Genomic DNA, 26,250 nt, shown 5'->3' on the forward strand with positions numbered 1-26,250 from the left:
GGCAGCACAGGAGGGGCTCGTGACCAGAGCGGCGACACTCGCCGAGATCGCGCGCGAGGCAGGGGTGTCCACACCGACTGTTTCGAAGGTCCTGAACGGCCGCGCGGACGTGGCACCAGCGACCCGGGAGCGGGTGGAGGAGCTCCTGCACCAGCACGGCTACCAACGCCGACGCAGCAACAGCGCTCCTTCCAGTCCACTGCTGGAACTGGTCTTCCACGAGCTGGAGAGCGCGTGGGCGATGGAGGTGATCCGCGGGGTGGAGAACGTCGTCCGCGAGGAGGGCCTCAGCGTCGTCCTGTCGGAGTCCTCCGGCCGACTCAGCCTCGGGCAGTCGTGGATGGACGGAGTCCTCGCCCGCCGCCCCACCGGCGTGGTCCTGGTGCTGTCCGGGCTCGACAAAGCGCAGCAGGCACAGCTGACCAGCCGTGACATCCCGTTCGTGGTCATGGATCCGGCCGGGGACCCCGGCCAGGATGTGCCGGCGGTCGGCACGACCAACTGGAACGGCGGCCTCGCCGCCACCCGCCACCTCCTCGACCTCGGCCACCGGCGTATCGGGATGGTGGCCGGACCGCGTCGGATGATGTGCAGCCGCGCCCGCATCGACGGCTACCGGGCCGCACTGGAGACGGCCGGCGTCGCCTTCGACCCCGCGCTCGTTCATGAGGGCGACTTCCATCACGAGACCGGCTACCGGGTGGGTCTGGAGCTGCTGCGCCGCCGGGACCGGCCCACCGCCGTCTTCACCGGCAACGACCTCCAGGCGCTCGGACTCTACGAGGCGGCACGGGAACTGGGTCTGCGCATCCCGGAGGATCTGAGCATCGTCGGCTTCGACGACCTGCCCATCGCCCGGTGGGTCGGCCCGCCGCTGACCACCGTGCGCCAGCCGCTCACCGAGATGGCCGAGGTCGCGGCGCGCATGGTGATCGATCTCGCCCGCGGCAACAAGCCGTCCACGCTGCGCGTGGACCTGGCCACCAGCCTGGTCGAGCGCAGCAGCACCGCGCCGCCTCCAACTCGGACGCGCGTCTGAGGCTGCACCCGACTCCGCGCCCCGGTCTGACGCCGAGGTGCAGAGCCCTCCGCGCGCGAGGGCCACTCGCACCCAGCCGGACCGGCGGCGGCCGAACTTTCCTACGCCCTGTGGCAAGGCCGACGATCGATCCGGGGCACCGGGACGCTCGGCACTGACCTGACCCGCCTGCCGTCTGCGACGGCGGGCACTGAACGAGAGGCGCACACGTGCACAACTGGGCAGGCAACATCGCCTTCCGGGCGACACGGGTCCACCGACCCCGGACCGTCGACGAGACCCGTCATCTCGTCGCCGCCTCCGACCGGGTCAAGGTGCTGGGCAGCGGCCACTCCTTCAACCACATCGCGGACACCGCGGGCGAACTGGTGCTGCTGGACGGATTGCCGCGTGGGCTGGAGGTCGCCGCCGACCTGACCACCGTCACCCTCACCGGCACCATGCGCTACACCGAGCTCGCCAGGGAGTTGCAGGCACAGGGACTGGCTCTGGCCAATCTGGCGTCACTCCCCCACATCTCGGTCGCCGGATCGTGCGCCACCGGTACCCACGGCTCGGGAAACGGCCTGCCCGGTCTCGCCTCAGCGGTGACCGCGCTGCGGCTGATCACCTCGGACGGGGAACTGCTCGACATCGGACGCGCCGACGACCGCGACCGCTTCGCAGGAACGGTTGTCAGCCTGGGCGCCCTCGGCGTCGTCGTCGGCCTCACCCTCGCAGTCGAGCCCACCTTCGAGGTGGCCCAGTGGGTCTACGACGCCGTGCCGCTGGACCGCATCGCCGACCGGTTCGACGATGCGTTCGGCGCCGCCTACAGCGTCAGCGCCTTCACGGACTGGAGCGGAGACACCGCCAACGTGTGGGTCAAGCGACGAACCGATCACGAGGGCCCCGCTCACCTGGGAGACCGATGGCTGGACGGCCGCCTCGCCGACGGCCCCCGGCATCCGGTTCCGGGCGTCTCCCCACGGCACTGCACCGAGCAGCTCGGCGTTCCCGGCCCGTGGCACGAACGACTGCCGCACTTCCGGCCGGACTTCACCCCAAGCGCCGGCGAGGAACTCCAGTCGGAGATCCTGCTGCCGCGCGAAGCGGCACCCGCCGCCGTCGCGGCGATGCGCGCCCTGGGTCCGCGCATCGCGCCTCTGCTGCTGACCTCCGAGATCCGCACCGTGGCGGCGGACGACCTGTGGCTCAGTCCCGCAAACGGTCGGGACTCCATGGCGGCCCACTTCACCTGGCGCCCCGCCGAGGAAGCGGTGGATCAGGCGATCGCCCTGGTCGAGGCGGAGCTGCTGCCACTGGGTGGCCGTCCACACTGGGGCAAGCTCTTCGCGCTGCACCCCGAGGCCGCCGGAGCCCTGTACGAGCGGCGCGATGACTTCCACCGCCTGATGCGGGGCCTGGATCCACGCTCCGCCTTCCGCAACGACTTCATCGACGCGGTGTTCCCCCAGTCATAAGCTTCATGACGCTCTCCGGTGTCACCACCGAGAAAGGAAGAGCTCCGCCGAAAGTTTCGCTGATGCTTCCGTGCATGCCCTCACACAGCAGCACTCGACGCACCGTCAGCAGGGGCTCTGGAATGGTCCGAGACCTATCGGGAGTCTCCAGTCCCATCAGCTGGACCGCCCCACCAACTCGGCGTGCTCGTCCGGCGGCAAGGTGATCGACCGGCAGAAGGCCAAGGTGGCGACCCCGATGCTACGGCGGTCGCAGGGTTGCCCACGATACGTCACATAGTGCTCAGAGCAACCGAGTTCACCATCCGTCGGCTGCTCCAGGACATGCAGGAGAGGCCCGGTAGTCCCTGCGGCGAGCGGCGTCTTCCTCCGGTCCGGGAGCAGCTCGTCGGCGCGCCGGCCCCCTCGGCGGTGCGGCCGACGCTCATGTTCCCGAAAGTTTCACGCAGCCTTCCAGAGAAGAACTCCGCGGCGAAGCTGGGCAAGTCCGACATGGGCGTTGCTCCGCCACGGCCCGACCGGAAGGATAAGTGATCTCCTATGACCTTCCCCAAGGATCGCTTACATGCGCCATGCTGTCTCGTCGTCCGCTGCGCTGATCGCAAGCGGATCGCTCGCCCTGGCCGTCTTCGCCCTTGCCACCACGTCAACCGATGCACAGGCCGCGCCCAGTACCGGCCAATGCGGTAACCCACTTGGAGCGGCCGCGAGTTACACCGAGTTCGTCCACGGCGACTCCCAGCGCACCGCCGACGCGGAAGGCGCTGTCGCGGTGGGCGGCGACGCCGACTTCAGCCACAGCTTCAGCGTCGGAGCAAAGTTGACGTCCAGTCAGATCGCAGCCCTGCCGTCCGGGGCCGCGCTCGTGATCGGCGGCACCCTCGAACTGGGCTCTGCCGATGTCGAGGTCGAGCGCGGCAACGCCGTGTACGGCTCGTTGCACGGCAGCGGCCGTCTCTCGGAGGCGGCCGGAGCAGCACGGCAGGCCGCGACGCCGATCGACTTCGACCAGACGTTCGCGGCATTGCGCGCGGCCTCTGCCCAACTGGCCGCGCTCCCCGCGAACGGCTCCACCGCCGTGACCCATGACGGTGGCGAGAGCGTCCTCACCTTCACCGGCAAGGACGCGGCGACGAACGTCTTCTCGCTGACTGCCGACACCCTGCAGGCAGCGCAGGAGATCAGGATCGACGTACCGGCCGGTTCCCGAACCGTGGTCAACGTCTCCGGGGCCCGCTACGACATGAACGCGGGCGCGACGAGCTCCGTCTTCCTGAAGGACCCCCAGACCGGCGCCTGGCACGAAGAGGACTACACGGAGCCGGACACGGCCCTCTCCGGCATCCGAGGCGGCCTGCTGTGGAACTTCAGCCAGGCGGTGGCCGTCGTCAAGCGGGACGGGACCGCCTGGCCCGGGACACTGCTCGCTCCCGAGGCCGCCGTCCACCTCGGCAGCGGCAACCAGAACGGCCAGGTCATAGCCGCCTCACTGACCAGCTCCTCCGGCGCGGAGACCCACGACTTCCCGTTCACCGGATGCGTCGCCACCACACCGTCGCCCACGCCCTCCTCATCCAGCGCCTCCCCCTCGGCCAGCCCATCGGCATCCAGCCCGGCGGGGGTGCCGTCCGGCGCGCCGACCCCCACGCGACCGGCCACCACCAGCAGCGCAACGCCGAGTTCGCCCGGTGGCTCACTCGCCCACACCGGTGGCGGTGACGACACCGTGGCACTGCTCGGCGTGGGCACCGGCGTCGTCGCACTCGGAGCAGGCCTGGTCACGCTCTCCCGCCGGAAGCGCTCCAGCACCGGAGCTCACCGGTAACAGGTGGCACCGGCCACGTCGGGCTGCGAACCGGGGAACCAGACCGGAGAAGCCGCAGTCACCCGAGGGCTGAGGGGCGGCAACCCCTTGAGTAGCCGCCCCTCAGCCCTCGGCGAATACCTCCATGGCACCGTGTCAGCGCGTGCCGGTCGACGGCCGCACGCGGCGGCGAGGATGCTGACACGTCGAAGGTCCGGCGTGCGGCGCAGCGAGCTCCCCCACGCGAGCGCAGCGGCGTCTCCGGCCTACCGGTCGGGGCCGCGGCGGTGCTGCCGTGCTGCCCTGTCGTGGCGTGGATCACGTCGACCACGCGGCACCACGCCGGCCCGGGGCCACCTCCACGACTGCCCAGCCGCTGCTCCAGACCGCTCCGCACCCTGGAAGGCGCTTTCCCTGCAGCTCTTCGTGCCCTAACATTGGTACAGACCACTTCCTCGTCTCTCTCGGCCGCCCGGAACGTCAACTCCCCTATGACGGACTGGGCTTCCCCTCAAGCAAGGCCTGACCTGTGTCGGCAGAAGGGCGCACGTGTGAGCGGTAGTGACCGGGTCACCGTACTCGGCGCCGGGATGACCGGATTGACCGTGGCCGTGACTCTGGCGGAGCGGGGGCACCCGGTGGTCCTGAAGAGTGCCGAAGCCTCGCATGAGAGCTCCTCATGGAATGCCGCTGCACTGTGGCGCCCTGCCCGCAGATGTCCCGACTGGAACTACCTGCGGCGTGCCCTCGCCACACACGATCGACTGATGCGACTGGAGTCCGAAGTCTCATCAGGAGTGCGGTTGCAGAACCTGAACGAGGTGTGCGCTGAGCCCTCGGACGTGCCCTGGTGGATCAGCGCAACGCTCGACAGACCGTTCGCACCCAGCTCGACAGCACTGGCAGGTGGCGCCCGCGCCCATATGGTCAAGGTTCCTGTCGCAGACTCCGCGCACTATCTGAACCGGCTGGAACAACGCTTCCTCGAGATGGGCGGGAAACTCAAGCGCGGGCTGGCGACGAGCCTGGCGGCCGAGACCCGCGTTGCACGCTCTGTCGTCAACTGCACCGGCTTTGGAAGCTCCCGACTCGTCACCGACCCCTACCTGAGCCTGACGCGTTTTGTGGTGGTGCGCTGCGCCAAACCGCGACAGGCGATCGGATGCTGGGTCGAGGAGACAGATGGACGACCCTCCGTCCACATCGTCGAGCGTGATCGGGACCTCCTGCTCTACGGGCCAGGAATTCCGGGGCTGGTCTCCACGGTCGTCCCGCCGTCCCACATCACCGACACCGTGCGGCGCTGCTCCGCCCTGGTGCCTGAAATCCAAGGCGCGCGCGTCCTGGACGCCACTTTCGCGCTCCTGCCCGAGCGGCCCTGTCCCCGGGTGGAACGTGACCCGCTGCTGCCTGCGGTGATTCACAACTACGGCCACGGCTCCGCCGGCTTCACCCTCTCGTGGGGCTGCGCCAGCGAGGTGGCACGCTTGGTCGAAACAACTCCCGCTCCTGGCAGTCAGCGCCGTCGCAGGGGACCTGCGCCCTCTGCCCGGCAGCCGCACAGAGGCGCTCCCCCATATCCCGCCGAGTAGGCCTCGGCAGCCGAGGCTGATGCGTCCTTCGCTGGTCAGGGCCAAGGCTTGCGACAGGAGTTGGCGTCGTCGTGTCTCCTCGATCGAGGATCTGCGCGTGGAGAAGTGCCTGTCGGAGGGAGTGTCTGATCCTTTGTGGGTGGTCTGGTGTTCGGTCTGGTCTAGCGATCGGTGACACGTTCGCCGTAGTAGCCGGCGAGGCAGTTGATGGCCTGCTTCCAGGACTGGGTCCTGCCGGTGACGTTGGCGTGGTTCTTGATCAGGTTCTGGATCACGAGGTAGAGGACCTTGAGGGCCGCCTCGTCGTCGGGGAAGTGCCCGCGACGGCGTGAGGCCTGCCGGAACCGCGCGTTGAGGGACTCGATCATGTTCGTGGTGTAGACGACGCGGCGGATCGGGGCAGGGAACCGCATGAAGACGATCACGTGCTCCCAACTGCGGCGCCAGGTGTCGATCACCGCCGGGTAGCGCTCACCCCACTCCTCCTCGAAGCGGGCGAACCGCTGCTCGGCCTCGTCGGCAGTCTTGGCCGTGTAGACCTCCTTGAGCTGGCGGGCGATGGCACCCCAGTGCTGCTTGGCCGCGTAGCGCAGGCTGGTGCGGACCATGTGAACGACGCACAGTTGAACGTCGGCCTGGGGCCAGACGTCGTTGATCGAGTCCGGTAGGCCCTTCAACCCGTCGCAGCAGGCGATCAGGACGTCCTGGACACCGCGATTGCGCAGTTCCGTCAGCCAGGTCATCCACTGCTTGGCGCCCTCGCCGCCCGTGCCGACCCACATGCCCAGCACGTCGCGGTCGCCGTCGAGGTTGATGCCGACCGCGATGTAGACGGGCTTGTTCGCTACGGCGCCGTCGCGGATCTTGATGTAGATGCAGTCGATCAGCACGACCGCGTACACGCGGTCGAGCGGGCGGGTCCGCCAGGCGGCCAGATCCTGGGCGACCTGCGCGGTGGCGCGGGAGACCAGGTCGCGGGAGACGTCGATGTCGTAGACCTCGGCGAGGTGGGCCTGGATCTCACCGGTCGTCAGGCCCTTGGCGTAGAGGGAGATGATGGACTCGGAGAAGCCGTCGACGCGGCGGGCGTGCTTGGGGACGATCTGCGGGTTGAAGTTGCCGGCCCGGTCGCGGGGGATGTTGATCTGGACCGGGCCGACCTGGGAGAGGACGGTCTTGCGGCTGGTGCCGTTGCGGTGGTTGCCCGACCCAGCGGCGGCAGGGTCGCCCTTGTCGTAGCCGAGGTGTTCGGCCATCTCGGCCTCCAGGGCGCCTTCCAGGACCAGCTTCACCAGCCCGGTCAGCAGCCCGTTCTCGCCGACGAGCTGCAGGCCGTCGCGGCGGGCCCGCTCGATCAGGTCTTCGGCCAGTTCCCGGTTCTGCTCGGTCGCGATGCGTGCCAACTCCGCCCCCGTCTGCACATGGTGCTCGTTCTCGTGGGGGCTCTGCTCGTTCGTGGTGCCCATGGGTGATCCTTCCCGGCAGAGAGGTCATCTCATGCCATCTCGGGTCACACCAGACCAACCACAAAGTTCAGGACAGTCCCCGACCTGGTCATCGGCGAGGAGCTCGGCGGCCACGGGAACGCATCACGGCGATGGATCGTCGATCCGATCGACGGCACCGCCAACTTCTCGGTCGGCCGACCCCAGTGGAGCACTCTGGTCGCGGTCGAAGAGAACGGCGAGGTGGTCACCGGCATGATCTCCGCACCGGCGCTCCAGCGACGTTGATGGGCCACCCGTTCGAACGGTGCCTGGACCAGTTCATCCGCCAACACGGACCACGGGCGCCGCCAACCACTGATGGTCAGCCCCACCGCAACGCTCGACAAAGCGATGATCGCCGTCTGGCCGCTCAGCGCGTGGGTACCACCACAGCGGGCTGCGGCAGGCCGGCGCCTGATCGAACTCAGCGCGGACGGCGGCCCGCTGTCGAACTGGGCCGACACTTGCCACGGAGCCATGCTGGTGGCCGCCGGAACAGTCGACGCCTTCTTCCACATGAGCGCGAGCCCCTGGGACATCGCAGCCGCCGTCCCGATCGTCGAGGAGGCGGGAGGGGTGGTCACCGACCTGGACGGTGAGCGCGACATCTCGTCGGGCGCGGCCGTCTACAGCAACGGCCACATCCACCGCCAGGTTCTGGACGCGCTGCGATCCACCGCAGCGGCGACCTGACGCGAAACCACGACGAGGGGCAGGTTCCTGACGCGATGTGTCCGGCCCCGGCAGCCTCGCCCGCGGTCGGGCCGAGACAGGTGCCGCCGGTGACGTCGAAGATCTGGCCTCACACCCATCGACCCTGCGGACCCGCCAGAAACCCCACCACATCTGCGACCAGCTGCGGGCCGGGCAGTCCAGCGTCTACGACCACCTTCCCGTCACCGCGCGTACGGAGTTTCCGGCGCCGGAGGCCTTGGGCGTGTCGCAGTGCAGCAGGACACCCAGAGGCGTGAGCTGCGCCGCGTCGGCGCCCGTCGCCCCTTGGGTGTCCGAGGCGCCGACGAGCAGCACCCGCCAGGGACTCGTCGCGTCCTCGGTCTCGACGGTCAACGTGTCGCCCTCGCAGCGGGTGCGGAACGTGGCTGCCGTCGAGCCGTCCGGCGCTGGAACCGTCGTCACCGTCACGTCGCCGTCGGCCGGGGCGTGCACATGCAGCGTCACGCCGTCGGCCCAGTCGTACTCGGGCTGTTCCTGCTCGGCGCCGAACGGGATCACGGAGCCCGGCCTGGCCAGGAGCGGCAGGCTGTCGAAGCCGTGCCGCTCGCGTCGCCAGCCCGGGCCGGTGATCCGCTCACCGCTGAGCAGGTGCGTCCACGTGCCTTCGGGCAGGTAGTACTCGACCTTGCCGTTCTCGGTGAAGACCGGCGCCACCAGGAGATCGTCGCCCAGCATGTACTGCCGGTCCAGCTGCCGGCAGGCAGGGTCGTCGGGGAACTCGAGCACCATCGCCCGTAGCACCGGGGTGCCCGCATCACGCGCCTGCAGTGCAGCGCGGAACATGTACGGCATCAGACGGTGCTTGAGACGGGTGAAGGAGCGCACGACGGCGACCGCCTCGTCGTCGCCGTCTTCGTCGAACGCCCACGGCACTCGGTACGACTTGCTCCCGTGCAGCCTGCTGTGTGAGGACAGCAGCCCGAACTGTGCCCACCGCTTGAACACCGCGGGGGTCGGCGTCCCCTCGAAGCCGCCGATGTCATGGCTCCAGAAGCCGAAGCCGGACAAGCCCAACGACAGTCCGCCGCGCAGCGACTCGGCCATGGCGCCGAAGGACGACTCGCAGTCGCCACCCCAGTGGACGGGGAACTGCTGGCCGCCTGCGGTGGCGGAGCGCGCGAAGAGCACGGCTTCGCCCTCGCCCCGCTCCTGCTTCAGTGCCTCGAAGACGGTCTCGTTGTACAGCTGCGTGTAGTAGTTGTGCATCCGTTCCGGGTCGGAGCCGTCGTGCCACGCCACGTCGGTGGGGATGCGCTCACCGAAGTCGGTCTTGAAGCAGTCGACGCCCTGGCGCAGCAGCGTCCGCAGCTTGCCGGCGTACCAGCGGCGCGCCGCAGGGTTGGTGAAGTCCACCAGGCCCATGCCCGGCTGCCACCGGTCCCACTGCCACACGTCGCCGTTCGGCCGCTTGACCAGGTAGCCCTCCCGCATGCCTTCGGCGAACAGCGGCGACTTCTGCGCGATGTAGGGGTTGATCCAGACGCAGACGCGCAGTCCCCGCTCCTCCTTGAGGCGACTGAGCATGCCTTCAGGGTCGGGGAAGACCCGCTCGTCCCAGGCGAAGTCGCACCACTGGTACTCGCGCATCCAGAAGCAGTCGAAGTGGAAGACGCTCAGCGGGATGTCGCGCTCCGCCATGCCGTCGACGAAGCCGCGCACGGTCGCCTCGTCGTAGGAGGTGGTGAAGGACGTGGTGAGCCACAGGCCGAAGGACCAGGCTGGCGGCAGCGCGGGCCGTCCGGTGAGTGCCGTGTAGCGGGTGAGGATCTCCTTCGGTGACGGCCCGTGGACGACGTAGAACTCCAGCGACTGGTCCTCGACGCTGAACTGCACCTGTCCCACGGTCTCGGAGCCGACCTCGTAGCTCACTTTGCCCGGGTGGTTGACGAAGACGCCGTAGCCGCGGTTGGTGAGGTGGAACGGGATGTTCTTGTAGGCCTGTTCGCTGCTGGTTCCTCCGTCGTTCTGCCAGATCTCCACCGTCTGGCCGTTCTTGACGAACGGAGTGAACCTCTCGCCGAGTCCGTAGACCAGTTCTCCGATGTCGAGGCTGTGCTGGGCGATCATGTAGTGGCGCCCGGACCCTTCGGTGGCGAATCCTGTGCCGCGGGCGCCGAAGGAGGTGAGCGCGCGTCCCGCCGCGGAGAAGTCGAGTCGCCACGGCGCCGCAGTGTCCACCCGAAGCGCGAGTTCGCCGCTGACGAGCTCGAGGACGGAGCCGTCGCGGGAGGTCTTGCCCGACGGCTGGTCGCCTTCCCGCACCGAGAACCGTGGGCCGCGCTGCGCCGCCCCGGCGAGATGGGTGCATCGCACGCCGATCACGCCCTCCGCCGGGGACCAGCATTCCACGGCGATCAGCGGGCTGTTGAGCGTGTCACCCCGATGCGCGACATCGCGAACCGGCGCGAACAGGGTGATCCTGTCCTCGTCGACGGCGACGTCGGTGACCGACTTCGCGAAACGGGCGGTGACGCCCTCGCGCATGTGCCAGTAACCGTCAGTGAACTTCATCAGGTTCCTTAGGTGCTTGCCTACTTGACAGATCCGCCGGTGACGCCGGCGGCCACGTACTTCTGGGCGACGACGAGCAGCACGGCGGCGGGTACCGCGGCCATCACCGCTGTGGCCATCACCGCGCCCCAGTCGCTGACGTGTGCGCCGACGAACTCGTAGATGCCCACAGTGATCGGCTTGACGCCGTCGGTGGTGTTCAGCGTCAGCGCGAACATGAAGTCCGACCAGGAGAAGAGGAATGTGAACAGCCCCGCGGTGATCAGCGCGTTGCGGCTCATCGGGAGCACGATGCGGACGAAGGCGACGAAGCGGTTGGCGCCGTCGACCAGCGCCGCCTCCACCACCTCCGAGGGAAGCGCCACCATGAACGCGCGGAGCAGCACGATCGAGAACGGCAGTCCGAGGGAGGCGTCCGCGAGGATCAGCCCGAGGTAGGAGTTGATCAGATGTACGTCGACGTAGGCGCCGTACACGGCGTTGGCGATGACAATCCCCGGCACCATCTGCGTGATGAGCGTTCCGAAGACGATCGTGCGGGTACCGCGCAGCGAGAACTTCGCCAGTCCGTAGGCGGCCGGCGCCGCAAGGCAGAGGCAGACCACGACCGCCCCGAGAGCGACGACGAGGGAGGTCAGCAACGAGCCGCCCTCACTGCTCAGCGCCGTACGGAAGTTGCCCAGGCTCAGCGACGTGGGCAGCCATGACGTGGTCGCAAGCGACGGGCCCGGTTGGAGCGCGATGTTGACCATCCAGTACAAGGGGAAGAGCAGCACGATCAGGATGACGAGTGCGACGAGCGTGTTGCCCCAACGACCTATTCCGGTGAGATGCGCACGGGACATGTCGGTTCACCCCTCCTTTCCGAGGTCGGAGCGGCCGGCCCGCAGGTAGAACACGGCGAACACCGCGCTGATGAGAATGAGGACGTTGCCGACAACAGCCCCTTGTCCGAAGTTCAGCTGCAGGAAGGAGAGCTGGTAGGTCACGGTGCCGAGAGTCTGTGTGGCGTCGGCGGGGCCGCCGTCGGTCAGGGCCAGGATCAGGTCGAGGATCTTGACCGTCGACATGAATCCGAGGACCAGGACGACGGTGACCACCGGACGCAGCATCGGCAAGGTGATGCTGCGGAACGTACGCCAGGCGCTCGCACCGTCCAGCGACGCCGCCTCGTACAGATCACGTGGAATCTCCTGCAGCCCTCCGTAGAGGATCACCATGTTGAACGGGATACCGATCCAGATGTTGACCAGGATCGCCGAGGCCAGCGCCGCGTTCGGGCTGCTGAGCCAGGGCAGCGGGGCACCGATCAGATGCAGGTCCATCAGGAGGGAGTTGAGGATCCCACTTGCCGGGTCCAGCAGTTTGCGCCAGACCACGGCCGAGACGACCATCGGCACCAACCACGGCAGGAGCAGCACCGCGCGAGCGGTGCCCGACAGCGGGAACCGCCGTGAGAAGAACACCGCCAGCGCGAGGCCGATGGCGAACTGGCCCAGCAGCGATCCCGCCGTGAACACCAGCGTGTGCCACAGCGAATCGGTGAACAGCGGATCGTCGAAGACCGCACGCCAGTTGGCGAACCCGACGAAGGGGGCGTGACCGTCGAAGAACGTGGCCGGCGTGTACCGCTGAAAGCTCATCACCACGTTGCGGACCAACGGATATCCGAAGAACGCCAGCATGTAGGCGACAGCTGGGGCGATGAAACACCAGCGCAGCACGACGCTGCGCCGGTCCGGCCCGGTGCGCGGCCGTGAGCGTGTGGCGCCATCCGCTGGTGCGGATACGGCGACTGTCGGTGCAGTGCTCATGACCGGCTCCTCAACTCCCTGCCTTCACTTGTGCCTGTGCCTGTTGCAGCGCCTGCTGCGGCGTGGACTTGCCGGTGATGACGTCCTGGAAAGCCGACCCCAGGGCGGTCTCGACGGTCGGCCAGTTCTCTCCGACGCGCTCGACACGGGTGCGGGCTGTCGGGATCTCCGAGACGAATCCGGCGAGCTGCGGGTTGTCCTTCTCGTACTGAGCCGCGGCGTCGGCGCGGGTCGGGATGTAGTACTCGGACTCACCCCACGCCAGCTGGTTCCTCGCGGTGTTGAGACAGTCGAGCACCTTTGCTGCGGCCTTCTCCTTCGCGAGGTCCCCCGTACGCGGGATGGTCATCACGGTGCCGCCGAGCGGGGGTACGACCGGATCACCGGCCTTCGGCACGGGGATCGGTGCGACGGCCCAGTGGAGGGTCCTGACCGATCCGAGTACCGGCACCTGCCACGGCCCGTTGATCATCATCGCCGCATTCCCCGCGACGAACTGGTCGTTGATGTCCTGTTGGTTCCAGGTGACCACAGCGCCTGACGCCGAGCCGTCGTCGACCAGGTCCTTCCACAACTGGAGTGCGGGGGCACCTGCGCCGTCGCCCAGGTGGGCCTCGTTGCCCCCTGCGGACCAGAAGAAGGGGAGGAACTGGAAGACGCCGTCCGCGTTCGGCGTCGCACTGAACGCCATGCCATAGGTGTGGCCGTGGGTGAGCAGCTTCGCGTCCCGCTTCAGTTCGTCCCAGGTCGTGGGCGGAGCGATGCCCGCCTTCTCCAACAGGTCGGTGTTGTACATCAGGCCGAGCGAGTCGACGGCACGGGCGATCCCGTACTGGGTGCCCTGGTAGCTGCCCATCGCCAGCGCGCTCGCGGACTGGTCGGAGAAGGTGACTCCCAGTGGCTTGAGCGGTTGCAGCCCGCCGATGGCTGCGAATGTCGGCAGATCCGAGCCGTCGAGGTCGAGGATGTCGGGGAGGGAATGCGACGACGCCATCCGCAGCGCCTTGGACGGCACCTGGTCGGCCGGCACGCTCTCCTGGACGACCTTCAGGCCGAGCGGCCCGGCGCACTGGTCGAACAGCCGTTGCTGGTCTGCGGCTTCGTGGGGCTCGGTCGCGGAGTTGAGGATGATCAGGGTGTTCGGATCGGCGCTGCTCGCGCACCCGCTGAGTCCGAGTGACGCCGGAAGGGCGGCGAGAGCGAGCGCGAGCGCGGGCAGACGTATGCGCCCATGAAGGACATGCATGGTGGAGCTCTCCGTTCGGTTGCGGCTCTGGAACAGGCGGACGAAGAGAGATCGGAGGTAGCCGGGTCAGGTGGCGCGACCGGGGAGCAGCACGGGGGGAATCAACCGGTAGGGCACCTGGTCCCCGGAGGCGCCTTCGGTGATCGCCTGCACGGCCAGTCGGGTCACCTCTCCGGCCACCTCGGAGACGGGCAGTTCGATCCGGGGCAGTTCGTGCCCACCGACGTCGTCCGGGAGGTTCCCGACTGCGACGACCCACAGGTCCTCTGGGACACGGCGGCCGACCGCCGCACAGGCGGCGAGGATGTGCGGCAACACCGACACGTGCTGGACCACGAGCGCGGTGGGGGCGTCGGCGGCGGTCAGCAGGGCGCGGACCCGCAGGTTGAGTTGCGCCATGTCGGCGGTGGAGTGATGGACGGTGACGTGGGCGCCGGTTTCGCGCGAGCCCCGGCGGGCCCCTGCCACACCCCTCACTGCGTAGCCGCGGCGGGCCGTGATCTCGTCCTCAGTGGTGGCGAGGTAGGCGATGTTGCGGTGGCCGGCCGTGGCCGCCTCCTGGACTGCGAGCGCTGCGGCGGCCTCCCAGTCCAGGTCGGTCCACGGCAGCCCGGCCCCCTCCGACGTGCTGCCCAGCAACGCCGTCGGAAACCCGATCTCGCGCACCACGTCGATGCGCGGATCATCCATCTCCACCGCCATGAGGATCGCGCCGTCGGCGAGCCCGCTGCCGGCGACTCTGCGCAGGGCCGATACGCCGTCCTGGTCGGTCATCAGCAGGACACCGTAGCCAAGGGCACGTGCGGCGTCGCTGATCTCGATCGCGAACCGGCCGTCCACCGCCCGGTGGTAGCCACCGGGCGCGCGCGGCAGCGCGAGCGCCAGGACATTGGTGCGGCTGCTGCGCAGCGAGCGAGCGCTGGCGCGCGGGTGGTAGCCGAGCTCGTCGATCGCTGCCTGGACGGCCCGGCGTGTGTCGTCGGAGATCTTCCGGGAGCCGCTCAGCACGTACGAGACAGTGCTCGGCGCGACGCCTGCGCGGACGGCGACGTCCTTGATGGTGACCACGGTGTCCTCTTCCACGTCGAATCGATTCGTCGAATCGATTCACTGGTCGAGGATGCTAGATGCTCGACTACCGGCACGACAAGATCCCGCGCGAAGTCCGAGCCTGAAGCGGGCCGCATTCTGAGCCGTCCCAGAGCCTTGCCCGCCCTCGGCACCAGGACCGATCAGCCCCTGGAACCGCATCGGCCACGCCGGCCCCGGTGGCGCGCGATCGGGGCGGGCTGCGGAGTCGGCCCAGGCCTTCGTGAGCTCGCTCGCGCCGGGAACCCATCGCCTGACCGCCCGGTAGGGCCCGCGTCGCGCCACATCCATGACCGCGTGGGCGATCGCCTGGTTCGCGTCGCCCGAGAAGCGCTCGATGTTCCTGCGGGCGACCCGCACATCGTCGGCACCGGTCACCGGAGCGCCGGGGGAAGCCGACCGGCTACCGGGGTGATACGTTCCTATTTGACGGGAAATGCGCATCTTATTCGAGCGTCCGGAGGGCTTATGGCCACCGTGAGCGTCCGTTACATCGTTCACGACGTGGACGAAGCCATCGCCTTCTACACCGGAGAGCTCGGCTTCACCGAGGTGATGCATCCGGCACCGGCCTTCGCGATGCTCGCCCTTGGGGATCTGCGGCTCGTGCTCTCCTCCCCGGGTGCCGGCCCCGGCGGCGGGCAGGCCATGCCCGACGGCACCATGCCGACGCCGGGCGGCTGGAATCGGTTCGCCCTCGAAGTCGACCACCTTGAAGACCTCGTCGCCCGGCTGCGCGGTGCTGGGGTGCGGTTCCGCGGCGGGATCATCCACGGCGTGGGGGGCAACCAGGCGATCGCCGAAGACCCCTCGGGAAACCCGATCGAACTTTTCGAGCCCACCAGGGACGAGGCCAGACTCTGACACTCGCCCCACTGCCTACTGCGGGCCACTGACGCGCGGTCAGGGTCGAGGAGGCGCGCTGCCCGGGCCCAGATGCGAGGCACAGCCTCGACCGGGTGTCCGTCGTCTGAGCCCAATCCTGTGCGTACGCAGGGCGGCTCGCGGCCGAGCCTCCGCTGTCACCAGTCCTCGACCCGGCCTCCGGGCGGCGGGGTGGTGAAGGGGCCATCGGCGACCGAGTCCCGGTCAGGCCGAACACCCGGCGTCCCCCAGATCTCCGGCTCCGCCGACGATCTGCTGAGCGTGTCGCCCTGGACGGCCGGGTCCCCGTCGGCCGAGGGCCGAGTCGGCGCAGTGGTCCCTGCGGTGAAACTCGGCGCGTAGTCGAAGGAGATGAAGGTGAAGAAGACCAAGAGCCCGAAGCCAAGGAGCAGGGGAACGACGAACTCCGGGAGAGCAGCTCCCTGCGGAGCCATGGCGGCGCCACCGTCCGTCATCTTCACGCTGACCGCGGCCATGCCTGTGTAATGCATGGCACACACGGCCACGCCCATGATCAGGGCTGCGCCCACCACCGATGCCGTGCCCTGCACATTGACGGTGGCCCAGAGTGCGGCCGTGGCCGCGGCGACGGCAATGAGGACCGAGATGCCCACGGTCTGGCTGTTGTAGACCATCTGGGCCTGCATCCGGATCGCGTCCATGCCGAGGTAGTGCATACCCGCGACGCCAAGCCCGGTCGTCAGGCCACCGAGCACGATGCGCAGGCCGCGTCGTCGACCGTAGCCGACGACGAAGATGCCGACGGCGACCATCACGATGGCAACCAGCAGACTCAGTACGGTCTGTGACACCTCGTACCGGATGTCCATGCCCGACACGGCGAATCCCAGCATGGCCACGAAGTGCATGGTCCAGATGCCCGACCCCAGGGCGACAGACCCGACGGCCAACCAGTAGGGCCTGCGCCGGTGGTCACTTGCCAGGGCCCACCGCACGCTGCGCAGCGCGATGGCGGAGCCGGAGCAGGCGCTGATGTAGGCGATGACGGGAGTCACCCAGCCGTAGGCGAGCTGATTGATCTGTCCCACAAGATGTCTTTCTGTCATCAGTCGAATGCCAGGAACCGTCCTGCCATGCGGCTGAGAGTTCGGCTGCGCAAGGGTCCTGAGCCGCGCCGTCCGGACGCGAGGGTCGCACCGAACCCCTGACCCGTGCAGGTAAATTGGCCTCGCCCGATCCCGCCGGTCAAACCCTTCCCTGGGACTTCACTGGAAGTTTCCTGAGAACTGACCTCACGGAGAACGGACGGCGAACCTCGTCCCGAGGCCTGATAGAGCCTCTGGAGCCGCCCCCGGGCAGGAATGCAGGCATGCCCGGCCTCATAGAGAACTTCCATGACTACCCGGATGGTGAAGTCCACCGCGGCGCCCTCGCGAGCTCGTCCATCCGGCAGCCGCGTCGACCGGGCATCGCCGTCTCCCGACGGGGACTCACGCCCCGCACCGGTACGGGCGTCCGGACCGCCCCCGGAATCTGTGAATCCGCAGCAGTGGCACTGGATTGGTACAGACCAATGACTAGACTGAGGGGACACGACAAGTAGCGTCTCGACTACGACCTGTGGGGGGTCTCCTCGGCATGCTCACGTACCCGACCGATACAGCGGTCACCGCCCGCACCATCTCTCGCGACCTCAAGGAGAAGATCCGTGCTGGTCATCCGGCGCCCGGACTCGACCTACCCTCCGAACGCGACCTGGCCGGCGCCTACCAGGTCACACGCCAGACCGTCCGCGCCGCAGTCTCACTCCTCCAGAACGAGGGCTGGGTACAGCGTGACCGGCTGGGCACGTTCGTCCTCAAGCGCGCACCTGGCACAGTCCACAGGGTTGCCGACGAAAGGGACTTCCCCGGCAGGCTGCTGCGCGCCGAGGCCGTCGTCGACACGGCCGTCAGCGGGACGCTGCGCGAAGCGCTCCTGCCTGAGGAACCCGCCCAGGACCTCGGTGCCACCGCAGGCGTCACGACGCTGGTGCACGACCACCGCGTCCACGGCCCTCATGGAGAGATACTGCAGAACACGCGGACGTACCTCGCGCCCGACCTGCCGGAAGTGCTGCCACAGCTCTCCACCCTGCGGTCCGCGCTCCGCATGATGTGGACGCAGCACTGGCCCAGTGGACTGGGTGAACCCAGCACAACGGGCGAGCTGGGCATCGGAGTCGATCTCGTCGATCTCTACCGCTGGCTGCGGGGGCAAGGCCGGGTCGTCCGCTTCCTCGACCAGGCCCCGCGCTCGTCGTCGCATCCCGGGACGATCACGGTGCTGCGCCACATCGTCGACGACGACGGGCACTCACTCGCCCGGTCCTCCATGACCGTGGCCACCGGGAACGCGGACCCGTCCACACTCGCCCGCGGTGCGCACCCGACATCGGAGAATCGGCAGTCCCCTCCCTTCAGCTACTCGCTGAGCCCACAGGACCGGTCCTGGCTCGAAGCCTGGACGCTGTCCCGCCCCGCTGAGCGAGGGCTGGCGCTGCGGGCTCGGATCGTCCTCCTGGGCGAGACGCGCAGTCCGCATGCGGTGGCTTCGGCCCTGGGCATCTCCCCCCGCGTGGTCTGCGCCTGGCTGGACCGGTTCCGTGCCGGAGGCCTACCGGCTCTCCGAGCCCGGTCCCGCCGCGGGCGGCCCCGCCGAACGGAGCCGGCGGCACGGGACTCCGGGCTCGACCGCCGACCCGCTACGTGACCGACGCGACGTCCCTTTCTGCCCGGGCCAGTTGCCTGAGCATGGCTTCGGCATGGGGCAGCAGCACCGAGCCGGCTTCGGTGAGCTCCGCCCCACGTACGCCACGGTCCACCAGCCTCGCCCCGAAGTACCGTTCCATCCGGGCCAGGTGGTAGCTGATCGTCGGCTGGGAGTAGTGCAGTCGGCGCGCAGCGGCGGAGAGGGACCCTTCAGCCGCCACGGCCGGAAGGATCCGCAGATGGTGAAGCATGAGCACGAGGGGCTCCTTGCCGTCGACAACGGGGAACGTGTGACCGCCTTCCGAGCCTAGGCCGGGCCCGGGGGCGAGGGGATCGGCCGAAATGGCGGAAGGGATCGGCCGAAAAGCCGATCCCTTCCGCCCCAGGAGGGGCGGCAGGGAGTTCTGTCGCGGCACTTCCGCCGGGGCTCGACAAGGCCTCCGGAAGACGCCGCGGCGCTCGTCCGGCTCACGACGGATCGAGGCCGCACGGTCGATATCACGCCCGCCGGCGATCCACCTCTGCCTGATCCCCGTCCTTGACCCCAGGACCCGGGGACGCGCGACGGGCGGCCCGGCCTCCGTGGCCGGACCGCCTCGTGCGCGCGAGCTCGGTCAGCCCGTGTAGGCGGACATGGCCTGCCCGAACGCGCCGGGGCTCTGCAGGATCGAGGAGCAGCCCGGGTCCGTGTAGGTCACCGCGCCCGCCGAACACTGCCGGTCACGCCCCGCAGACCAGAAGGAGAGCCAGGCCAGGTGCTTGGACGCGGCGAAGTCGACCAGCGTCGTGGCATCGGCGACGGTGAAGGTCTCGCTGGTGTCGTCGTTGAGGCCGATCATGGGCGTGACGGCGACCTCCGACCAGGCCTGGGCGTCCGTCAACGTGGTCCACACGGACTTGATCTGCGCCTGGGTGGCGGTGGCGGCGTCCACGGCGTCCTGGCCCATGTCGCTGGAGAACGAGGGGCCGTAGTCCATAGCCATGATGTTGACCGCGGCGATGCTCGCGCCGTTGTTCTTCGCGCTGGTCAGTACGTTGACGCCTTCGGCGGTCAGACCGGTCGGGAGTACCGGCAGGGTGTAGGAGACCTTCAAGCCGGGGTTGTTCTGCTCCAGGATGGCGATGGCCCGGTTGCGTCGGTCGATGGACGCCGTGTCGCTGATGGCCGCGCCCTCGACGTCGAAGTCGACGTATTTGAGCGAGTACTGGTTGATCACCTGCTGGTAGGCCGCGGCGAGCGCGCTGGCGCTGCCGCAGTCGAGGGCCAGCTCCGTGCCGCTCTGACCGCCGAAGGAGACGCGCACGTCCCCGCCCAGCGCGCGCAGACCGGCGATGTTCGCGGTGGTGGCCGAGTCGGTGATCGCGGTGGTGCCTCCCCACTCGGGGGTACAGGAGCCGCCGTCGGTGATGAAGGCGAGGTTGAAGTACTTGGTGCCTTCGGTGGTCGCCCCGGAGGCCAGATCGAAGGTCGGCCATGCCGACAGGTCGGTGTACGGCGCGAAGGCACCGAGACTCCCGGAGGGCGATCCGGTACCGGTTGCAGTCGGTGAGGCGCTGGCCGACGCGGAGGCGCTGGCCGAGGCGGACGCCGAGGGTGAGGCCGAAGCTGAGGCGCTGCTGGTGGAGTTGACGCCTGCCGTCAGCGCGAGGTCATCCGCGTCGACGGTGCCCTCGCCGTACCAACCGTGCACGTAGATCTGGACCGAGGTGGTCGAGGCGCCGGTGGTGAAGGTGTCGGTCAGCTGGGTCCAGGAGGGGGCGGACGCCGTCCAGGAGCTGGTGTCCGTGGTCCCCGAGCCGGTGACGCCGAGGTAGGCGTACGCGCCCTCGACCCAGCCGGTGAGGCTGTAGGTGGTGCCGGGTTGCACCGCCACGGTCTGCGAACACTGGGCGTCGTCGGAGGAGGAAGCCGCCACCTTGAGCGCGTAGCTGCCGCTGTGCACGGGCGAGCTGACGACGCCGTCCAGGCTGCCGCAGGTCCAGCCGCTGAGACTGCCGGTCTCGAAGCCGGGGTTGCTGAGCAGGTTGGTGGTGGCCGCCGAGGCCCCGCCGGTGGTGGTGACAAGCGAGAGGGCTCCGGCCGCGACGAGGGTTGCGGCCGCGGTGAGCGCGGTGGCTCGGCGGCTGCGGACCGGCCTGGGTGCGGGGGCGGAACCGGTGGGGGTGACGCGCACGGACATGCACACTCCTGGGGGCGAGCGGGTCGTGTGGGGTGCGCATAATTTGGTCTGGACCAATACCGGGTGTCAACCCCCTGATCTGCATGGCCGACCCACAGCTGATCCCACATCAGTGCTTCCACGCAGCAGAATCACTCGACCGCCACCCACTCCCACCTGCGCGTACGGGCCCCGCCCGGCGACGTCGGCGCGTCGGAGCCCGGATCCCGGCACACGCCAGTCAATGGGTGCTACAGAACTCTTCTATGGCTCGTGACGGCCGGACCCCACGGCCGCGACGTCCCGCTCGGCCTTCCGCAGCGTCTCGAGCACGGCTTCGGCGTGCGGCAGCAGCACGACACCGGCCTCGGTCAGGGCGGCTCCGCGGGAGCCGCGTTCGACGAGTCGGACTTGGAAGTACCGCTCCAGGCCTGCCAGATGGTAGGTGATGGTGGGCTGGCTGTAGTGCAGCCGGCGCGCCGCGCCCGAGAGCGAACCCTCGTGAGCCACGGCCTGCAGGATGCGCAGATGCTGCAGGGCGAGCATGGAAGCACCTCCTGTCCTTACGTCGTCGACGTTGCGCGTCTCTCCAAGAGAGCCTAGGAGGGCCGCCACGGCCGGCCGATCGGCCGATCGGCCGGTTTCCCTCGGTCGATCGGCCGTTCGTCCCAGGCCTCAGCCGCCGAGCCGGTAGACGCGTGCGGCGTTGCCTCCGAACACGGCTGCGGACTCTGCGGGCGAGAGTGCCGCCGTCAGCTCCCTGGCGGCGCGCACCACGCGGGCGTAGTCGGCGGCGAGGACGCACACGGGCCAGTCGGAGCCGAACAGGAGCCGCTGCGGCCCGAAGGCATCCAGTGCGGTGTCCGTCCAAGGACGCAGCTGGGCAGTCGTCCAGGTGTTCCAGTCCGCCTCGGTGGGCAGGCCGGAGACCTTGGCGACGGTGTTCGGGAGCGCGGCGAACGCACGCAGTCGGCGGGCCCACGGCTCCGGTTCCGACTGTGCGATCGGCGGCTTGCCGAGGTGGTCGAGCACGAAGGTGACCGTGGGAAGCCCGGCTGCCGCCGCAGTCGCGGCAGGCAGCTGCTCGGGTCTGATCACCAGGTCGTAGGCCAGTCCCGCCGCCGAGACCGCGAGCAGACCGCGGCGGACGTCGGCGCGGAGCAGCCACTCCGGATCGGGCTCCCCCTGCACCTGGTGGCGGATGCCGACCAGGTGCGTGCCACCGGGGCCTTCGCGTAGCACGGCAAGCGCGTCCGCGACGTCCGGCGCGGTCAGATCGACCCACCCGACGACGCCCGCGACCAGCGGGTCGCCCGCGGCCAGGGCGAGGAGCTCGGGGGTCTCCTCGGGAACGCAGACGGTCTGGACCACGATCGTGGCGTCCACCCCGGCCGCCTGCGCCTGGGGCCGCAACTCGTCGAGGTCGAAGTTGCGTCGCAGCGGGGCGAGTTCGGGTCCGGTGATCCAGTCCTGGTCGCGGACGGTGAGGTCCCAGACGTGGTGGTGGGCGTCGATGACCCGCGACGCGGGCGTGGTCACAGCTGCCAGACCACGGGGAGGGGGGCGTCCGCCCCGCCTGCGGAGTAGTCGTGGGCGACCTCCAGCAGCTCGCCCATCCGGGCCTGCCAGGCGGTGTTGACGGGCAGTTTCCCCAGCTCGGCGATGAGTGCCGGATAGTCGTCGACCTCCAGCAGGTGGAAGAGGTCCGTGCCGCTGCGCCAGATGGTCCACTGGGTCGCCCCGGCCGCGCGGATGGCGGCGGTGAGCTCCTCCGGCACTTCCCGGTGGGCCTGTTCGTACTCGGCGATCCGGTCGGCGCGGACGCGGGTGTGCAGGGCGACTCTCACGCTTGCTCCTCGGTGATGACCAACACGTGCAGGGTGCGCGGTCCGTGCACGCCTTCGACGCGGTCGAGCTCGATGTCGCTGGTGGCGGATGGGCCGGAGACGAAGGTCAGCGGCCGGGCGGGGCCCAGCACGGTGATCGCGTCGGGGACGTCGCCGACGATCTGCTCGGCGCGGACGACGCAGAGGTGGTAGTCGGGCAGCAGGGTGAGCACCCGGCGGCCCTGGCCGAGACCGGCGTCCAGGACGATCGTGCCGGTGACCGCGATACCTGCCGCCGCCGTGGTCAGGACGGCGTCCGCGGCCTCCAACTCGGCGACGGACAAGGGCTCGTCGTCGCGGAGAAGCTGCCAGGAGCCGCCCTGCGGCAGCAGCTCCTCGGGGAAGCCGGGCGGTACGACGAGGCTGGTCACGCCGCGCTCACCCAGCAGCTCCGCGACCGTCCGGGCGGCGTCGGCCGCGGTGGCCCGGACGACGTGGGCGCGGTAGTCGGCGACCCGCTCGGCGAAGAGGGCGACCAGGTCGCCGTCGGCATGGCTGCGGCGGTAGGCCCGCTCCACCACGACGTCCTCGGGAGCCTCGCCGTCAGGGACATCGGCCAACGCGGTGCGGATGCGCTGCAGCACGGTGTCACGGGCGCTCATCGGGGTTGCCTCCCTGGTTCCTGGTCCGCTTCCACCAGCCGCGGAAGGACTCGGCGGGTGGTGCGGGGGTGTCGCGTGCGTCGGTCCAGCCGTGCAGCGGGCCCGGCAGGGGGCCGATGACGCCCTTGCGCCCGAGCACGCGACCGCCGAGCGAGGCGGCGCGCTGGGCCGCGGCGAGGCGGTCGGGGTTGGCCAGGACGGCGGTGGCGGCCTTCATGGCGAGGGCCTCGGCAGTGGGGGTGCGGCGCTTGGCGCGCTTGGTCTCGACGACCTCGGCGCGGAGGTGGGTGAGGACTTCGGGGATGTTGATCTTCACGGGGCACGCCTCGTAGCAGGCCCCGCAGAGGGTGGAGGCGAACGGAAGCGTCTCCACGTGGTCGACGCCGACCAGTTGCGGGGTGAGGATCGCGCCGATCGGGCCCGGGTAGACCGAGCCGTAGGCGTGGCCGCCGGTGCGCTCGTAGACCGGGCAGACGTTGAGGCAGGCGGAGCAGCGGATGCAGCCCAGCGCCTGGCGGCCGACGGTGTCGGCCAGCGTTGCGGTGCGGCCGTTGTCGAGCAGGACCAGGTGGAAGGTCTGCGGCCCGTCGCCGGGGGTGACGCCCCGCCAGGTGGACGTGTAGGGGTTCATCCGCTCGCCGGTGGAGGAGCGCGGAAGCAGCTGCAGGAACACCTCCAGGTCCTGCCACTTGGGCAGCACCTTCTCGATGCCCATCACCGTGATCAGCGTCTCGGGCAGGGTCAGGCACATCCGGCCGTTGCCCTCGGACTCGACCACGCCGACCGTCCCGGTCTCGGCGATGGCGAAGTTGGCGCCGGAGACGGCGACCTTGGCGCGCAGGAACTTCTCGCGCAGGTGCAGCCGGGCCGCCTCGGCCAGGGCGCGCGGGTCGTCGGTCAGGTCCTCGGGCGCGGGACGGCCCCATTTGGCCATCTGCTGCCGGAAGATCTCCCGGATCTCGGCCCGGTTGCGGTGGATGGCCGGGACCAGGATGTGCGAGGGACGGTCGTCACCGAGCTGGACGATCAACTCGGCCAGGTCGGTCTCGTAGGCACGGATCCCGGCCGACTCCAGTGCCTCGTTGAGGCCGATCTCCTGCGTGGCCATCGACTTGACCTTGACCACCTCCGACTGCCCGGTGGCGCGGACGAGTTCGGTGACGATCCGGTTGGCCTCGGCGGCGTCGGCCGCCCAGTGGACCACGCCGCCCGCCTTGCTGACGGACTCCTCCAACTGCAGCAGATAGGAGTCGAGATGACGCAGCGTTCGCAGCTTGAGCGCGGCACCGGCCTCGCGCAGCTGCTCCCAGTCGTCGAGTTCGGCGGTGACGGAGAGGCGCTTGTCGCGGATCGTCGTAGTGGCCTTGCGCAGGTTGCGGCGCAACTGCGGGTCGGCCAGGGCCGTGTGGGCCGCTTCGGGAAAGCCGGGACTGCCCAGCCAGACCACGTTCGTCCCGGTATCGGAGCTCACCGTGCGTCCCCTTCGGTCGAGGCGAGGATCTCGGCGAGGTGCAGCGTCCCGATGCCGGTCCGCAGCCGGGAGAGACCGCCGCCGATGTGCATCAGGCAGGAGTTGTCGGCCGCGCAGAGCACGTCCGCGCCCGTGCTGACGACGTTGCGCATCTTGTCGCCGAGCATCGCGGTCGACGTCTCGGCGTTCTTCAGCGCGAACGTGCCGCCGAAGCCGCAGCAGGAGTCGGCGGCCGGAAGCTCGACCAGGTCGATGCCGCGCACCGCCCGCAGCAGCCGCAGCGGCTTGTCACCCAGGTGCAGACCGCGCAGCGAGTGGCAGGTCGGGTGGTAGGTGACCCGGTGCGGGAAGAACGCGCCGACATCGGTCACCCCGAGCACGTCCACCAGGAACTCGGCGAACTCGTACACGCGCGGCGCGACTTCGGCCACCTGCGCACGAAGGGCACGGTCCCCGTACTGCTCGGCGAGCACCGGATGGTTCTCCCTGACCATCCCGGCGCAGGACGCCGAGGGGGTGATCACGGCGTCGTACTCGGCGAAGGCGTCGGCGAACCCGCGCACCAGCGGCATCGCCTCCGGGCGGTAGCCGGTGTTGAAGTGCATCTGGCCGCAGCAGGTCTGCGCGAACGGGAACTCGACCGTGTGGCCGAGCCGCTCCAGCACCGCGACGACGGCCTTGCCGGTCTCGGGGAACATCGTGTCGTTGAAGCAGGTGATGAAGAGCGCGACGCGCATCAGCTCGCCCCCTTCGTCCAGTCTGCGGTGGGCAGCGGCGCGTCCCAGGGCAGCAGGCCCGCCTCACGCAGCCGGTGCCACAGGTCCGCCGGGATGTCGTGGCGCGCCATGGCGGCGGCGTCGGCGGCCTCGGACGCACTGCGCGCGCCCACGAGCACGGACGCGACGGCCGGGTGCCCGAAGGGGAACTGGATCGCAGCCGCGCGCAGCGGCACGCCGAACTCCTGGCACTGCGCCTTGATCCGCAGCGCCCGGTCCAGCAGGTCCTGGGCGGCGGGCGCGTAGTCGAAGGTCGCCCCGGGTCTCGGGTCGGCCAGCAGGCCGGAGTTGAACACGCCGCCCACCACCACCGAGACGCCGCGCCGGGCGGCCTCGGGGAGCAGATACGTCAAGCCGGTCTGGTCCAGCAGCGAGTAGCGTCCCGCGAGCAGCACCACGTCGACGTCGGTCTCGCGCACGAAGCGGTCCAGCATCCGGGTCTGGTTCATGCCGGCGCCGATCGCGCCGATGATCCCCTCGCCCCGCAGCCGCTCCAGCTCCGGGTAGGCGGAGCCGAAGGCCTGCTTCTCGTGGTCGTCCGGGTCGTGCAGGTAGGCGATGTCGATCCGGTCCAGGCCCAGCCGGGTCAGGCTGTCCTCGATCGAGGACCGCACGCCGTAGGCGCTGAAGTCCCAGACCCGCCGGTGGGTGGCCGGAACGGCGAAGCCGTTGGCGAGGTCGTCGCCGGAGTTCGCGCCGGAGTTCTCGCCGACCGGGCGGAGCAGGCGGCCGATCTTGGTGGAGAGCGTGTACTCGTCGCGTGGCCGATTGCGCAGCGCCGCGCCCAGCCGGCGTTCGGACAGGCCGAGGCCGTAGTGGGGTGCGGTGTCGAAGTAGCGGACGCCCGACTCCCACGCCGCGTCGACCGTCTCCGCTGCCGCCTCGTCGGAGACCTCGGTGAAGAGGTTGCCGAGGGCCGCCGCGCCGAGGGAGAGGGTGGTGACCGGTACCGTCGAGCGGCCTAGGGTGCGCCGTTGCAG

The 26,250-nt window shown here is 69.5% G+C and carries 22 protein-coding genes and 1 pseudogene; 7 read left to right on the top strand and 16 right to left on the bottom strand.

What is annotated here, in order from left to right:
* Positions 1 to 19 precede the first annotated feature (19 nt).
* The 4 genes from ABH940_RS05855 to ABH940_RS05870 all read left to right on the top strand — a co-directional run bounded on the left by ABH940_RS05855 (position 20) and on the right by ABH940_RS05870 (position 5,898).
* A complete protein-coding gene (locus ABH940_RS05855; RefSeq protein ID WP_370067006.1) occupies positions 20 to 1,039 on the top strand; it encodes a LacI family DNA-binding transcriptional regulator in 1,020 nt (339 codons plus the stop codon).
* A gap of 209 nt (positions 1,040 to 1,248) precedes the next feature.
* Entirely contained in the window at positions 1,249 to 2,502 is a 1,254-nt protein-coding gene (locus ABH940_RS05860; RefSeq protein ID WP_370104554.1) for a D-arabinono-1,4-lactone oxidase, read from the top strand.
* Between the two features lie 565 nt (positions 2,503 to 3,067).
* Positions 3,068 to 4,327, top strand: a complete 1,260-nt coding sequence (locus ABH940_RS05865; RefSeq protein WP_370067002.1) for a choice-of-anchor A family protein — start codon at positions 3,068 to 3,070, stop codon at positions 4,325 to 4,327.
* A gap of 470 nt (positions 4,328 to 4,797) precedes the next feature.
* Positions 4,798 to 5,898, top strand: a complete 1,101-nt coding sequence (locus ABH940_RS05870; protein ID WP_370104556.1) for an FAD-dependent oxidoreductase — start codon at positions 4,798 to 4,800, stop codon at positions 5,896 to 5,898.
* 161 nt (positions 5,899 to 6,059) lie between these two features.
* Here the strand turns inward: ABH940_RS05870 and ABH940_RS05875 are convergent, their stop codons facing one another.
* On the bottom strand, positions 6,060 to 7,364 hold the full coding sequence (locus ABH940_RS05875; protein WP_370066998.1) for an IS256 family transposase: 1,305 nt from the start codon (positions 7,362 to 7,364) through the stop codon (positions 6,060 to 6,062).
* A gap of 135 nt (positions 7,365 to 7,499) precedes the next feature.
* Here ABH940_RS05875 and ABH940_RS05880 point away from each other — a divergent pair.
* A pseudogene (locus ABH940_RS05880) lies at positions 7,500 to 8,078 on the top strand (inositol monophosphatase).
* Positions 8,079 to 8,264: 186 nt separating this feature from the next.
* Here ABH940_RS05880 and yicI read toward each other — a convergent pair.
* The 5 genes from yicI to ABH940_RS05905 all read right to left on the bottom strand — a co-directional run bounded on the left by yicI (position 8,265) and on the right by ABH940_RS05905 (position 14,774).
* The gene (gene yicI, locus ABH940_RS05885; protein WP_370104558.1) at positions 8,265 to 10,631 is read right to left on the bottom strand and encodes an alpha-xylosidase; all 2,367 of its coding nucleotides are present in this window, start codon (positions 10,629 to 10,631) and stop codon (positions 8,265 to 8,267) included.
* Positions 10,632 to 10,651: 20 nt separating this feature from the next.
* Positions 10,652 to 11,476, bottom strand: a complete 825-nt coding sequence (locus tag ABH940_RS05890) for a carbohydrate ABC transporter permease (protein WP_370066994.1) — start codon at positions 11,474 to 11,476, stop codon at positions 10,652 to 10,654.
* A gap of 6 nt (positions 11,477 to 11,482) precedes the next feature.
* Positions 11,483 to 12,445 carry a carbohydrate ABC transporter permease gene (locus ABH940_RS05895; RefSeq protein ID WP_370104561.1) on the bottom strand — a complete coding sequence of 321 codons (963 nt, stop codon included), beginning with the start codon at positions 12,443 to 12,445 and terminating at the stop codon, positions 11,483 to 11,485.
* A 10-nt stretch (positions 12,446 to 12,455) separates the two neighbouring features.
* Positions 12,456 to 13,691, bottom strand: coding sequence for a sugar ABC transporter substrate-binding protein (locus tag ABH940_RS05900; protein ID WP_370066990.1), 1,236 nt, complete (start codon positions 13,689 to 13,691; stop codon positions 12,456 to 12,458).
* 66 nt (positions 13,692 to 13,757) lie between these two features.
* On the bottom strand, positions 13,758 to 14,774 hold the full coding sequence (locus ABH940_RS05905; protein ID WP_370066988.1) for a LacI family DNA-binding transcriptional regulator: 1,017 nt from the start codon (positions 14,772 to 14,774) through the stop codon (positions 13,758 to 13,760).
* A gap of 474 nt (positions 14,775 to 15,248) precedes the next feature.
* Between ABH940_RS05905 and ABH940_RS05910 the strand changes: the two genes are divergently transcribed.
* The gene (locus tag ABH940_RS05910) at positions 15,249 to 15,644 is read left to right on the top strand and encodes a VOC family protein (protein WP_370104564.1); all 396 of its coding nucleotides are present in this window, start codon (positions 15,249 to 15,251) and stop codon (positions 15,642 to 15,644) included.
* A 158-nt stretch (positions 15,645 to 15,802) separates the two neighbouring features.
* Here the strand turns inward: ABH940_RS05910 and ABH940_RS05915 are convergent, their stop codons facing one another.
* Positions 15,803 to 16,714: an MHYT domain-containing protein gene (locus ABH940_RS05915; protein ID WP_370104566.1), complete on the bottom strand. Its 912-nt coding sequence runs from the start codon at positions 16,712 to 16,714 to the stop codon at positions 15,803 to 15,805.
* A gap of 550 nt (positions 16,715 to 17,264) precedes the next feature.
* On the opposite strand from ABH940_RS05915, the gene ABH940_RS05920 reads away from it, so the two are divergent.
* A complete protein-coding gene (locus ABH940_RS05920; protein ID WP_370104568.1) occupies positions 17,265 to 18,377 on the top strand; it encodes a GntR family transcriptional regulator in 1,113 nt (370 codons plus the stop codon).
* Here the strand turns inward: ABH940_RS05920 and ABH940_RS05925 are convergent.
* The 9 genes from ABH940_RS05925 to ABH940_RS05965 form a co-directional block, all read right to left on the bottom strand.
* A complete protein-coding gene (locus ABH940_RS05925) occupies positions 18,370 to 18,627 on the bottom strand; it encodes a LysR family transcriptional regulator (RefSeq protein WP_370067123.1) in 258 nt (85 codons plus the stop codon). The genes ABH940_RS05920 and ABH940_RS05925 overlap by 8 nt on opposite strands.
* 363 nt (positions 18,628 to 18,990) lie before the next feature.
* A complete protein-coding gene (locus ABH940_RS05930) occupies positions 18,991 to 20,556 on the bottom strand; it encodes a carbohydrate binding domain-containing protein (protein WP_370104570.1) in 1,566 nt (521 codons plus the stop codon).
* 243 nt (positions 20,557 to 20,799) lie between these two features.
* Positions 20,800 to 21,081 (bottom strand): LysR family transcriptional regulator, encoded by a 282-nt coding sequence (locus ABH940_RS05935; protein WP_370066978.1) that lies wholly within the window; start codon positions 21,079 to 21,081, stop codon positions 20,800 to 20,802.
* Between the two features lie 129 nt (positions 21,082 to 21,210).
* On the bottom strand, positions 21,211 to 22,074 hold the full coding sequence (locus ABH940_RS05940; protein WP_370066976.1) for an amidohydrolase: 864 nt from the start codon (positions 22,072 to 22,074) through the stop codon (positions 21,211 to 21,213).
* Complete coding sequence (locus ABH940_RS05945) at positions 22,071 to 22,382, bottom strand: L-rhamnose mutarotase (RefSeq protein ID WP_370066974.1); 312 nt, start codon at positions 22,380 to 22,382, stop codon at positions 22,071 to 22,073. Before ABH940_RS05945 ends, ABH940_RS05940 begins: the two co-directional genes overlap by 4 nt.
* Entirely contained in the window at positions 22,379 to 23,023 is a 645-nt protein-coding gene (locus ABH940_RS05950) for a lactate utilization protein C (RefSeq protein WP_370104572.1), read from the bottom strand. Before ABH940_RS05950 ends, ABH940_RS05945 begins: the two co-directional genes overlap by 4 nt.
* Positions 23,010 to 24,494 carry a LutB/LldF family L-lactate oxidation iron-sulfur protein gene (locus ABH940_RS05955; protein ID WP_370104574.1) on the bottom strand — a complete coding sequence of 495 codons (1,485 nt, stop codon included), beginning with the start codon at positions 24,492 to 24,494 and terminating at the stop codon, positions 23,010 to 23,012. Before ABH940_RS05955 ends, ABH940_RS05950 begins: the two co-directional genes overlap by 14 nt.
* A complete protein-coding gene (locus tag ABH940_RS05960; protein WP_370104576.1) occupies positions 24,491 to 25,231 on the bottom strand; it encodes a (Fe-S)-binding protein in 741 nt (246 codons plus the stop codon). The genes ABH940_RS05955 and ABH940_RS05960 overlap by 4 nt, the downstream gene beginning before the upstream one ends.
* Positions 25,231 to 26,250, bottom strand: coding sequence for an aldo/keto reductase (locus tag ABH940_RS05965; protein ID WP_370104871.1), 1,020 nt, complete (start codon positions 26,248 to 26,250; stop codon positions 25,231 to 25,233). The genes ABH940_RS05960 and ABH940_RS05965 overlap by 1 nt, the downstream gene beginning before the upstream one ends.

The organism is Streptacidiphilus sp. BW17, from assembly GCF_041262485.1.
Classification (GTDB): Bacteria; Actinomycetota; Actinomycetes; order Streptomycetales; family Streptomycetaceae; genus Streptacidiphilus.